At 70.8% G+C, this 12,025-nt stretch carries 10 protein-coding genes; 3 read left to right on the top strand and 7 right to left on the bottom strand.

Annotated elements, in window-relative coordinates:
- The first annotated feature begins 117 nt into the window (after positions 1–117).
- The 3 genes from CFRA_RS10920 (at position 118) to CFRA_RS10910 (ending at position 3,913) form a co-directional block, all read left to right on the top strand.
- A complete protein-coding gene (locus CFRA_RS10920) occupies positions 118–2,049 on the top strand; it encodes a pyruvate kinase (protein ID WP_075664681.1) in 1,932 nt (643 codons plus the stop codon).
- Positions 2,050–2,188: 139 nt separating this feature from the next.
- Positions 2,189–2,926, top strand: a complete 738-nt coding sequence (locus tag CFRA_RS10915) for a glycerophosphodiester phosphodiesterase family protein (RefSeq protein ID WP_075664680.1) — start codon at positions 2,189–2,191, stop codon at positions 2,924–2,926.
- A 63-nt stretch (positions 2,927–2,989) separates the two neighbouring features.
- Positions 2,990–3,913 carry a DUF5926 family protein gene (locus tag CFRA_RS10910; RefSeq protein WP_075664679.1) on the top strand — a complete coding sequence of 308 codons (924 nt, stop codon included), beginning with the start codon at positions 2,990–2,992 and terminating at the stop codon, positions 3,911–3,913.
- A 128-nt stretch (positions 3,914–4,041) separates the two neighbouring features.
- On the opposite strand, the gene CFRA_RS10905 is transcribed toward CFRA_RS10910, so the two are convergent.
- The 7 genes from CFRA_RS10905 to CFRA_RS10870 form a co-directional block, all read right to left on the bottom strand.
- Positions 4,042–5,178 (bottom strand): hypothetical protein, encoded by a 1,137-nt coding sequence (locus CFRA_RS10905; protein WP_075664678.1) that lies wholly within the window; start codon positions 5,176–5,178, stop codon positions 4,042–4,044.
- A 39-nt stretch (positions 5,179–5,217) separates the two neighbouring features.
- On the bottom strand, positions 5,218–5,928 hold the full coding sequence (locus CFRA_RS10900; RefSeq protein WP_075664677.1) for a hypothetical protein: 711 nt from the start codon (positions 5,926–5,928) through the stop codon (positions 5,218–5,220).
- Between the two features lie 130 nt (positions 5,929–6,058).
- Positions 6,059–7,084, bottom strand: coding sequence for a J domain-containing protein (locus tag CFRA_RS11640; protein WP_156888016.1), 1,026 nt, complete (start codon positions 7,082–7,084; stop codon positions 6,059–6,061).
- A 141-nt stretch (positions 7,085–7,225) separates the two neighbouring features.
- Positions 7,226–8,131, bottom strand: coding sequence for a hypothetical protein (locus CFRA_RS10885; protein ID WP_075664674.1), 906 nt, complete (start codon positions 8,129–8,131; stop codon positions 7,226–7,228).
- A gap of 135 nt (positions 8,132–8,266) precedes the next feature.
- Entirely contained in the window at positions 8,267–9,169 is a 903-nt protein-coding gene (locus CFRA_RS10880) for a hypothetical protein (protein ID WP_075664673.1), read from the bottom strand.
- A gap of 316 nt (positions 9,170–9,485) precedes the next feature.
- The gene (locus CFRA_RS11930) at positions 9,486–10,754 is read right to left on the bottom strand and encodes an LCP family protein (RefSeq protein ID WP_462917334.1); all 1,269 of its coding nucleotides are present in this window, start codon (positions 10,752–10,754) and stop codon (positions 9,486–9,488) included.
- A 362-nt stretch (positions 10,755–11,116) separates the two neighbouring features.
- Positions 11,117–11,980, bottom strand: a complete 864-nt coding sequence (locus tag CFRA_RS10870; protein ID WP_415684527.1) for a CPBP family intramembrane glutamic endopeptidase — start codon at positions 11,978–11,980, stop codon at positions 11,117–11,119.
- Positions 11,981–12,025 lie beyond the last annotated feature (45 nt).

The following is a 12,025-nucleotide window of genomic DNA, read 5'->3' as shown; positions in this document are numbered from 1 at the left end:
CGGGGGCGGGTGCGCCTCGCCGGTGCAAAAGATGCCGCGTGCGGCGAACGCATGCACAATGAGCCACGTCAGACCCCTCGACGCCGCCCGGACCGGGCGGGGAAGGACCGCCGCCACGTGGACGCCCCGGAGAACCAGGAGTACCTGCGCTCGCTGACCGACCGCATCGACGCCCTCATCGCGGCCGTCGAGCGCGTCGGCGAGGACCACGCCGAGGCGCTGGCGAAGGTCCACCCCACCCACCGCGACGGCGCGCTCAACGTGCTGCGCTACGCGGAGCTGCGCACCCACGACCTGCGCCCGCTGCAGGCCGGGCTCGCCGACTTCGGCGCGACCCGCCTGTCGACCACCGAGCCGGCGGTGCTGGGCCGGCTGCGCGCCGCCCGCCAGGCCCTCGGCGCCTTCTACGACGAGCCGCGCAAGTTCCGCTACTCCGAGATCGCCGATGCCTTCGCCCGTGCCGACGAGATCCTCGACGACCACGCCGACCGCCTGCTCGGCCCGGCGCTCGACGAGACGCACTCGCGCATCATGGTCACCCTGCCCACCGAGGCGGCCGACGACCCCGGGATCGTCAGCGGCTTCATCGCCACCGGCGCCGAGCTGGTGCGCATCAACGCCGCCCACGACGACGAGACGGTGTGGCTGCGGATGGTCGACAACGTCCACCGCGCCGCCGAGGAGGCCGGCCGCGAGGTGCGCATCGCCGTGGACCTGGCGGGCCCGAAGCTGCGCACCGGCGCGATCGTGCCCGGCCCGCAGGTCGGCCGCGCCCGCGTCAAGCGCCTGCCCACCGGCAAAGTCATCGCGCCGTCGCGCATCTGGCTGAGCCCCGTGAACCTCCCTGCGCCCGCCACGCCCGAGCTCGACGGGCGCCCGGTGCTGCCCGTGCAGGTCGACGCCGAGTGGCTGGCGCGCATGGCCGTCGGCGACCGCATCAGCCTGCACGACAACCGCGGCTCCAAGCGCCACTTCACCGTCAGCGAGGTGCACGCCGACGCCGACGGCGCGGGCACGCCGGCGGTGCTCGCCGAGGGCCGCCAGAACGCCTACATCGCGGAGGGCACCCTCCTCGAGCACGACTGGGTCAAGGCCCGCGCCCACGGCATCCCGGCCACCGAGCAGCGCCTGCGCCTCGAGACCGGCGACGAGCTGATCCTCACCGACGACCCCGCCCCGGTGGACCCCGCCGGGCAGGAGGTCCCGCGCATCGGCTGCACCCTGCCGGAGGCCGTGCGCGCCATCCGGCCCGGCGACCGCGTGCTCTTCGACGACGGCGTGATCGAGGGCGTGGCCCGCGGGACCAACGCCGGCGCCGACGGCGGGGCGGCCGAGGGGCCGACCGAGGTCCGCCTCGAGATCACCCGCACCAAGATCGGCGGGGCGAACCTGGCCGCCTACAAGGGCATCAACCTGCCGGACACGGACCTGCCCGTGACCAGCCTGACCGAGGAGGACAAGGCGGCGCTGCGCTTCACGGCCGCCCACGCCGACATCGCGGACGTCTCCTTCATCCGCGACCGCGCGGACGTCGACACCGTGCTCGCCGAGCTGCACACGATCGTGCGCGCGGCCGAGGAGGCCGGCGACGAGGCCGCCGCCGCGCGCGCCCGCGACCTGGGCGTGGTGCTCAAGATCGAGACGGTGCCCGCCTACGAGGGCCTGCCGGACATCATGCTGGCCGGCATGCAGCACGCGAACTTCGGCGTGATGATCGCCCGCGGCGACCTCGCCGTCGAGCTCGGCTTCGAGCGCCTGGCCGAGGTGCCGGGGCTGATCATGGCGATCGCCGAGGCCGCGCACGTGCCCACCGTCATGGCCACCCAGGTCCTCGAGCACCTGGCCAAGGACGGGCTGCCCTCGCGCGCCGAGATCACCGACGCGGCCTACGCGCTGCGCGCCGAGGCCGTCATGCTCAACAAGGGCCCGCACATCAACCAGGCCATCGAGGTGCTCTCCCGGATGTCCACGAAGCTGGGCCGCTCCCAGCGCAAGAACCGCATGCTCATGCGCCGCATCAACAGCTGGGTGCCCGAGCCGGAGAACTAGAGGCAGCGCGGCTCCGCCGCGCTGCCGGGCGTCGGCACGCACCCGGGCGTCGGCACGCTCCCGGGTGATGCGCACGCCCGCGTCGGAAAGCGCGCGGCGGCGGTCGGCGAAATCGGCCCTACGGTGCCATGATGGGTGTGTGAAGATCATCGCGCACCGTGGCTACGCCGGAAAGTACCCCCCACTGACGCGGCTGGCCTACGAGAAAGCCCTTGAGCTGCCCATCCACGGCGTCGAGACCGACATCCGCCTCACCCGCGACGGCCACGCGGTCTGCTTCCACGACCCGGTGGTCAACTTCGGCACCGACGGCTCCGGGCGCACCTCCGGCAAGACCCTGGCCGAGCTGCGCGAGCTCAACATGGGCGACGAGGCGAACCCGCAGCGGATCCTCACCCTCGGCGAGCTGATCGAGCTGGTCAAGGAGTACGAGGACAAGCACCTCTACATCGAGCTCAAGCACCCGGTGCGCTACGGGCGGATGGTCGAGGAGACCGTGGCCAACGTGCTGCGCTACCACGGGGTCTCGGAGGACCCGCGGATGCACGTCATCTCCTTCTCGCCGATCGCCATCGGGCGCATGGCCCGGCTGCTGCCCCGGATCGGCCGCGTGGTGCTGCGCCGGCCGGTGCTGCGCTACCTCTACCCGATCGACCCGAAGATCGGCCGGCCCGACGTGATGGGGCTGTCGCTGATCCGCGCACACCAGCACCCGAGGCTGATCGGCGCGAAGCTGCTGCCGACCTACCTGTGGACGGTCAACGACGTCACGCAGATGAACTGGGCCGCCAACCACGGCGTGGACCTGCTGGTCACCGACGAGCCCGAGATGGCGATGTGGATGCTCGCCGGGATGGGCAGCGTCGGCCGCGAGTGACCCGGCGGCGCTGAGCGGGGCGTCCGCCCTGCCTGCGGGGCGGTACACGGTATCTTGGTGCCCATGTCGAAGAAGTCGAAGAAGAACCGCGAGAACCTGCCCGAGGGCATGAGCCGCCGCCAGGCCAAGCTGGCCAAGCGCGCCGCCGAGCGCGAGGCGCTGGCCCGCGACCCCCGCCCGTTCGGCGGGCTGGCCTGCGAGGCCGACCTCGTCGCCCTGCAGATGTTCGTGCCCTCCGCCGTCGCCACCGTGGCGGTCGACGGTGCCGAGCGCCCCGTGCGCATCGTCACCGTGCTGCCCGGCGCCGGCGCGGCCGTGGTCCGCGGCGAGGGCGACGCCGAGGAGGCGCTGGTGGCCCTCCAGGTCCAGTCGCGCACCGACAACGCCGGCCGCGACCTGGCGTACGCCCTGAACTGGGCGCGCACCGCCGCCAGCGGCGAGACCCTCAGCTCGACCGCCGCCGACGGCTCCCAGCCGAAGCTGACCGACCTGATCCCGGCGGACGCGGAGCTGGACATCACCGTCCACGACGACTTCTCCTGGTGGGTCCCCGAGGGCGTGACCCCGGACATGGCCGTCAACCAGGCCATCCAGCAGGCCAACGCCACGATCATGCCGTCCGAGCGCATCGACGCCGACGTGCCCGGTGCGGTGTGGTGGGTCAACCCCGGCTCCGGCAAGGCCCACATCCGCTGGGTGCGCCCCGAGAAGGAGGAGGACAAGGTCCTCACCGCGCTGGCGCGCATCGCCGCCCGCGGCGAGCTCAAGCTCGGCGAGGAGACCAAGTTCGCCGGTGTGTTCCGCACCCACGGCCTGGTCGTGCCCGTATGGGACCTCGACCCCGAGCGCGCCACCGACTCCTACGGCGAGGACCTCGCCCGCGTCCAGGCCGCGATCGAGGCCGAGTACGACAACGACGCCCAGCTGACCGCCGACGAGCGCAAGCAGCTGCAGAACATCAAGTCCCGTCAGGTCACCATCGGCTAGACGCCCGGGAGACCGGACGCCGGCCCGGCCCGCGCATCCCGCGTGGGCCGGGCCGGCGGCGTTTCCGGCGGCGTTTCTGGTCGGGGTATCACCGGCGCTGTGCCGGGGCGTGTGTCACCGGGCGTGCGTCACGGGGTGCCGAGGATCAGGAAGTACCACGAACCGCCGTACTCGGCGAACATGATTCCGGGCATCTCGCCGCCGGTGCCCTCGAACTCGACCAGGTAAGCGTCGGTGATGTCGGCACCGAACTCCTGCCTGACCGCTTCGAGCTCGGCGTCGCTGAGAGCGTTCTCGGAGAGGCGGTACTCCGCGTCGATGGTCGGGGTGCCGCCCGCGCTGTCGGCCAGCGCCGTGTACTCGTCGGCCTGGATCGAGGCGTAGGACCGGGCGGACAGTGCTTCGGCGGAGGGGTCCCCGGCGAATTCGCGCACCAGGTCCATGTTCGTGTGCTCTTCGATCCAGGCGGCGCGGTCGTCGCGGTTGTCGAGCGCCATGAACTCGTCGGCCATCGCGCGTGGGTCCGACCCGCCCGCGGGGGCCTCGTCCGGGCCGTCGGCGGATGCGCCCCCGGAGGCCTCCGCGGAGTCGCTCTCGGGACCGGCCGCGCCGGAGTCGGTGGGGCTCTCCGCCGGGGCGCTGACGGAGGTGCCGGCTTCGTCCGCCGCGTCGTCGGACGCGCGGCCGACGACCAACACGAGGAGCGCGATGACCAGGCCGGCGATGATCACGAATGCTCCGATCACGGCGGCGATGATGATCCCGGTCCTCGACGAGCCCGGTGTCTGTGCGCCCTGGGGCCGAGGGCCGTCGTACTGGCCGCCCCAACCGCCCTCGGCGGCCCAGCCACCCTGCGCTCCGCTCTCCGCGGCCCAGCCGGCCGCGGGGTCCGGCTGGTTGTACTGGCCGGCCTGGGGGTCGAACTGGCCGCCCTGGGGCGGGGCCCCGTCGTCCTGCCTGCTGTACCGGGCGTAATCCCGCTGACCGTACTGGCCCTGCTGCGGTTCCGGGTGGTCCGGCATGGACGCCAGGTCGCTGATGTCCCGGCGGGTCAGCGGGGCCGCGTCCGGGTCGTCGAGCACGGCGTCGTACCTGGCCCGTCGGCCGGGTGAGCCCAGGACGGCGAGGGCGTCGCGCAGCTCGTCGGCGCCGCCCGGGTTGGTGGTCTGCCCGGTCTGCAGGCGGCGGGTGATCTCCTGGCTGAGCTCTTCGCAGGAGGCTGCGCGGCTGACTCCGAGTGCGGCGTAGAGGTCGTGGTGGGCCATGGAACTAGTCCTTCCGGGGTGCTCTGTGCACGAGGTGCTTCACTGATTGGCGGAGACGAGGTAGTACCACACCCCGTTGGACTCGACGAACTGGACGGCCAGCACGTGCGGCATGCCGTCGGCCTCGTGCATGAGGTCCGCGGCGAAGAAGTCGGAGATCTCGCCGCCGAACTGCTGGTTCAGGTCCGCGAGCACGTCGTCGCCCGGCAGATGGGCCGTCTCGGAGAGGTAGTACTCGTTCCGGATGTCCGGGGTGGGGGTGGCCCCGGACGCGCCGAGCTGGGTGTCGTACGCGTCAGCCTCCTGGGCGGCGAACTCCTCGAGGGTCTTGCCGTCCCGGTCGTGCGCCTCGGGCAGGCCCTGGTAGGCGTGCTGCTCGAGCCAGTCGGTCCGCGCCTCGGTGTCGGTGCCGAAGGCGATGTACTCCTCGAGCATCTGGTGCGGGTCCGAGCCGCCGGTGGGCGCGTCGGCCGTGCCCTCGGCGGAGTCGTCCGCGGATCCGTCCGAGGGGGCCGGGGAATCGCCGGCATTCTCGTCGACGGACCCGGAGGCGGCGCCGTCCGCGGGGTCGTCGGTGGACGTCGCGGCGACTGTCTCACCGTCCTCCGGGCCGCGGGTCACCGCGTAGCCGACGAGGGCGCCGACAGTGAGCACCAGGACGACGATCGCCGCGATCAGGACGGGCTTCGCCCAGGACGGTCGCCGCGGCGCCGCCCCGTCAGGGCGGTCGTGGAGGTCGTGGTCGGCCATGGCCTGTGTCCTTTCCGGGCACCGTCGGGTCGTTTCTGGCTAGACCTTAACAGTTAGCTGTGTCACAGGCCGCGCAATTTCCCGGAGTCGCTTGCCTCGGGCCCGCTCACGCGCCGACCCTTGAGGCATGTCACTCGGGGTAATAGATCAGGAAGTGCCACGATCCGCCGGACTTCACGAAAATGACCCCGCCCGAGTTGCGGAAATCCACCATGTAAGCGTCGGTGATATCAGATCCGAAGGACTGTCTCATGGTCGCGGCATCCTTTGCGCTGAAGTCGCCTTCGGAGAGGAAGTAGTCAGCTCTGACACGCGGAGTGCCGTTCTCATTCACCGCATCCGCATACGCTTCGGCCTCGATCTCCGCGAAATTCCCGAGTGAGACCTGATTGGTGTCATCATCGGTTGCATCTGAGAATTCCTTCACCAGGTCGAAATCGGTGTGCTTCTTGATCCACTTGGCGCGCTTGTTGCGGCTGTCGAGGGCCATGAACTCATCGAGCATTTCTCGCGGGTCCGAGGATCTGGCGGAGGTGCGCTTCGAACTGCTGGTGGAGCTGCTCGGGGACGACGATTTGCCGGATTTGTTGGTGGAGCTGCTCGTGGACGACGATTTGCCGGACTTGTTTGCGGAGCTGCTCGTGGACGACGATTCGCTGGACTTGTCAGCGGACCCGCTGTCAGAGGAGGTGGTGGTCGTCTCGGCGGCGCTGGCCGGCTTGTCGCCGGAGCCGTCGCGGAGCAGGAAGAAGCCGAGGGCGGCGGCGACGAGGACCACGACGGCGATGACCGCGGCCAGGATGAGCTTGGACTTCGAGGTCGGCTGGGTCTGCGCCCCCGCGGCGGTGCTTTGGCCGGCCTGGTAACCCTGCGGGCCGGCCTCGTACCCCTGCGGCGCCGGTTGCTCGGGCATGTTGGCCAGGGCGGTGATGTCCGCGGGGGTCAGCGGGGCCGCGTTCGGGTTGTCGAGGACGGCGTCGTACTGGGCACGGCGTCCGGGTGAGCCCAGGACGGCGAGGGCGACGCGTAGCTCGTCGGGGCCACCCGGGTTGGTGGTCTGGCCGGTCTGCAGGCGGCGGGTGATCTCCTGTCTGAGTTGCTCGCAGGAGTTGCCGCGGCTGACTCCGAGCGAGGCGTAGAGATCGTAGTGGGCCATGTCCGGGTGTCCTTCCTGGGTGCTGCCTGTGCGCTGACCGGTGAACTGCCTTCAGCTTTCATAGAAAGAAGCTAAGGGGTGGGAAGCCGCTTCGCCAACGAAGTGGGGAGCGCTTCCCGGTGTTGTCCCGACGCGCCGCAGTCACCCGAGCTCCGCCAGGTCAGCCTGCAAATCGGATTGGTAGGAGACGTAAAACCACACCCCCTCACGTTTCTGGAGCATGAAGATCCCGGCTGTGCCGGTATCGCCCTCGAACCTTGCCTCGTAGGCATCGGAAGTGTCGCGGCCGACCGAGTCTCTCCATCCACGGGTGTCAACGTTGGAGAAAGGGTTCTTCTCCTCCTCGGAGAGGACGTATTCCTCGAGCTTTTTCGGCGTGCTGTTACTCTCCCCCAGAGTTTGTGAGTACGCATCGGCCTGGCTGAGGGCAAATGTCTCGAGGGAGTACACATCCGACATTGGTCCCTCGGCTTTCTCTCGAATCAGGTCGAAATCGGTGTGCTGTTTGATCCATTCGGCACGCTCGTCCCGAGTCTCAAGCGCCATGTACTCGTCGACCATCTGGCGGGGATCGGAGCCACCCGAAGCGGTCGGATCGGGTGCATCGGCCGAGTCGCTGGTGGACGTCTCTCCGGGAATTGCGGTCTCGTCGTCGGAGTTTTCGCGGATCAGGAAGAACGCGGTGGCGGCGGCGAAAATGAGCGCGACGACGGCAACAGCTGCGGCCAATACCGGCCAGGGCTTGGACGCTTTATTCGCTTGGGGGGCAGGCTGGTTGATCTGCGGGCCGGGTTGGTCGGGCATGGCCGCCAGGTTGGCGACGTCTGCAGGGGTCAGTGGGGCCGCGTCTGGGCTGTCCAGCACGGCGTCGTACTGCGCCCGCCGCCCCGGCGACCCCAGGACAGCGAGGGCGACGCGCAGCTCGTCGGGGCCACCGGGGTTGGTGGTCTGTCCGGTCTGCAGGCGGCGGGTGATTTCCTGGCTGAGCTGTTCGCAGGAGTATCCGCGGCTGACTCCGAGTGAGGCGTAGAGATCGTAGTGGGCCATGTCCGGGTGTCCTTCCTGGGTGGTGACAGGTGCTTCGTCTCTAGCTGGCCTCATGAGAGTCCAGGTTCAATAATCCGTCCAGGGACGGGCGCCGCTTGAAGGAGTAAACGAAGTAGTGCCATGAGTCGCCGGTCTTCACGAAGAGGATGCCGTTCGCTCCCCGTAGCCAGCTTCCGAGTCGAATATGGCTTCGTAGGCGTCTGTGATGCCGGGCCCTAACTCTTTCCTGTGAGCATCGAATTCTTCGGGGGTGATGTCCTCCTCGGACAGGTAATTTTCCTCGATGACGGTCAGCTCGCCGTCGGCGAGGTCCGCGGAGTAGAAGTCGGCCTGCATTGAGGCCCACGTCTCGGGCGACACCGAAAGACCTGAATCGTCTTGGAGTGCGGCATTGGGTAGCAGGTCGAAATCGGTGTGCCGCCTGATCCAGTCGGCGCGCTCGTCACGGTTGTCGAGGGACATGTACTCCTCTAGCAATGCACGCGGGTCTGAGCCGTCGGCGGATGGGCTTTCCGAGGTCGTGGCGGTGCCTGCCCCCTCCGCGGTGAAGCCTCCGCGGAGCAGGAAGAAGCCGGCGATGGCTGCGAACGCGACGACGATGACGGCGACGACCGCGGCAAGGATGAGTCTGGTATTCGCGGGGCCCTGAGCCGCTGGCTCTGTGGCCTCTCCCGAGGCCGGTGCGTCGGCCTGATCAGACCGTCCGTGTTGAGGGGCGGGGTGGTGGTGCTGTGGGCCGAACTGTCCAGCTGGCGAGTTAGATTGTCCGCTCTGTGGGCCAGGTTGGTCGGGCATGGCCGCCAGATCGGCGACGTCTGCGTGGGTCAGCGGGGTTGCGGTGGGGTTGTCCAGCACGGCGTCGTATTTCGCGCGGCGACCGGGGGAGCCGAGGACGGCGAGTGCGGAGCGGAGCTCGTCGGAACCGCCTGGGCTCGCGGTCTCCCCGGCCCGCAGCCGACGGGTGATCTCCTGGCCCAGTTGTTCGCAGGAATCTCGGCGGTCCAGGTTGAGAGCGGCGTAGAGGTCGTAGTGGGCCATGTCCGAGTGTCCTTCCGAGGTGGCAACTGAGGAAGCCTGTGACAAACGCTACCATTTTCCTGGGTGAAATATGGCAGAAACCTGGGACACTTCTCTCGATCTGCTTTGCGGAGACCGGTCAGGAGAATATTCCAGCGAAGTGGAACCGTGAATCTTCGGACCCGGCGAACTGTGCGGTCCGATCCCCGAGGTGGTCGTCTTTCCCGACTCGGAGCCCCTCCCCATAGAAGTCGCCGGCCGGACTCCGCCCGCCCGGACCCCGACCGCCCATCCACGGGCCGCCCATCCACGGGCCGCCCGACGACCGGCCGCCTGCCTACCGGATCGAGTCGAACAGCGCGTTCGCGCCCGCCTCGTCCCAGAGCACCACGTTGCCCACGTCGTAGTCGGCGAAGCCGCCCACGGGCACGGTCTCGGTCTCCACGCCGCGCATCGCCAGCGCCACGCGCGCCAGGTGCCAGACGTGGTCGCCCTCGCCGACGGTGAAGGAGCCGGTCACGCGGTTGAGCATCGGGACCGAGCGCAGCGGGTTGATCAGCGTCGCCGGCGAGGTGACCTTGTCCAGCAGCGCGCTGAAGAACTCACGCTGGCGGGCCACGCGGTCCAGGTCGCCGTTGGCGGTGGCGCGGGTGCGCACGTAGCCGAGCGCGGTGGCGCCGTCGACCTTCTGGCAGCCCGCGGCGATGTCCAGGTTGGCCAGCGGGTCGCTGATCGGCTCCTCGGGGCAGACCGTCACCCCGCCGACGGCGTCGACGGTGTTGGCCAGGCCACCCATGCCGATCTCCGCGTAGTGGTCGATGCGCAGGCCCGTGGCCTGCTCGACGGTCTCGGTCAGCAGCTGCGGACCGCCGTAGGTGAACGAGGCGTTGAGCTTGTCCATCCCGTAGCCGGGCACGGAGACGTACGAGTCGCGCGGCAGCGAGATCAGCTTCGCCTTGCCCGTGGTGGGGATGTGCAGCAGCATCACCGTGTCGGTGCGCCCGACGCCGATGTCGCCGCCGGTGCCGAGGCGCGCGATGTCCTCCTCGGAGAGCCCCTGGCGCGAGTCCGAGCCGACGAGCAGCCAGTTCGTGCCCGCCGTGTTGGCCACGCGCTGCTCGGGCTTGGCCTCGACGCGGTTGAGCCGTGTGTCCGCCCACAGCGTGGTGAGCACCGCGAGGACGAGCACCACCGCCAGGATGCGGCCCAGGCAGCCGCCGCAGCCGACGCGCGGCATGCGTGGCATCCGGAATTGACGACGCCGCGCGGGTGGCGCGTCTGCGTATCCGGGACGTCGGCGTCGGGGGCGCGGCCGGTCGGGGCCGCGTCCGGTGTCGCGGTAGGCGGCGCGCTCCCGCTCGCGGTAGGCCTCGGCCTGGCGCCGGGCGTAGCGGTCCTCGCGCTCGCGGCGGGCCTGCTCTTCGGGGGTGGGGATGTACTGGCGCGGCCGGTCCGGGTCGCGCCGGGCACTTGCGGCACCTGCGGCACCTGCGACACCTGCGGCACCCGCGGCTCGCGCCGCTCCCGCGGCGCCGGCCGCCGGGCGTGCGCCCCGGCCGTCGCGCGGGGCGCGCTCGTCGGGGCGGCGGTAGCCGCGGCTGCGCAGGTTGACGTCGTCGCGGCGGCCGAAGGCGCGGGGCTGCTCGCGGCGGGCCCGGGCCTCGCGTTCGCGCAGCTCCCGTTCGCGGTCCTCGCGGGTGTCGCGGGAGCGGTCCGGGCGGTCGGCGCGGTCACGGCGCTCGCCGGCGGGGCGGCGGCGCACAGGGCGGCCGAAGCGGTCGCGCAGCACACGCCCGTCCTGGCCGTAGACGACGTCGCCCAGGTCGGCGTCCGGGTCGCTGTTGCTGCGGTGACGCCCGCTGTGGCGGCCCGGCTCCTCGCCGCGCCGCCAGGGGGAGTCTCCTGTACGCCGTTGATCCATGGGGACACAATATCGCCCGGGGGCCGGGCGGACCGGAACAACCGCTCTTATCCGACGCCCGGGGGAACGCCCAGGAAGCACAGCCAACCGGCCCGGGCGAGCAGTGCGTAGCCGACGAAGGCCACCGCGTCGATGAGGAAGTGCGCGACGACCAGCGGCCACCACCGGCCGGTGCGGTGGAAGTACCAGGCGAAGAGAACGCCCATGACGAGATTGCCGAAGCCCGCCGAAACCCCCTGGTAGAGGTGGTAGAGCCCGCGCAGCACGGCCGAGGCCGCGATCGCCCCGCCGGGGCGCAGCCCCAGATGGCGCAGGCGCGTGACCAGCCAGACGACCACCACGGCCTCCTCGCCGAAGGCGTTGGCCGCCGACCAGACCAGAAGCGCCGGGGCCTCCAGCCACGGCACGGTCATGGCGGTGGGCACGACGACCTTGGACAGGCCCAGATGGACCGCCGTGACGTAGAGGACCAGCCCCGGCAGGCCGATCAGCGCGGCCAGACCCGCCCCGTGCAGCAGGTCGCCGCGGGTGAAGCCGCGCCGCGCCGGGCCGCGCTCCGGTCCCGGTCCCGCGGCCGCCGACCCGCTGCGGGGACCCCGCGGACCGGTCTCCCCGTCCGCGCGCGCCGGGCCCGGCACCACGGCCAGCAGGTAGAGCGCGAGCGCGCCCCAGGCCAGCAGCACCGCGGCCGAGGTCAGCTGCAGGCCCAGGTCCAGCCAGGGGATCCGCGCCTGCGGGGAGTAGAGCGTGGTCGACTGTTCGTTGAGCGCCTCCGGCTTGAGCAGAGCGTCGATCAGCCGCAGCACCGCGCGCACCGCCGAGGCGCCGAAGGTCACCGTCAACACGATGAGCAGCTCGCGCACGAGCACCCGGCGCCGCACGGCGCCGGCGGCGGAGCCCGCCGCGCCCACGGGCGAGCTCACCGCGCCGCGCGCTGCGTCGCCCGCTGCGCTGTC

It is taken from the genome of Corynebacterium frankenforstense DSM 45800, from assembly GCF_001941485.1.
In the GTDB taxonomy this organism is placed as follows: domain Bacteria; phylum Actinomycetota; class Actinomycetes; order Mycobacteriales; family Mycobacteriaceae; genus Corynebacterium; species Corynebacterium frankenforstense.
Note: the sequence above shows the minus strand (reverse complement) of the source record. Positions and strands in the feature narration are given on the sequence as shown.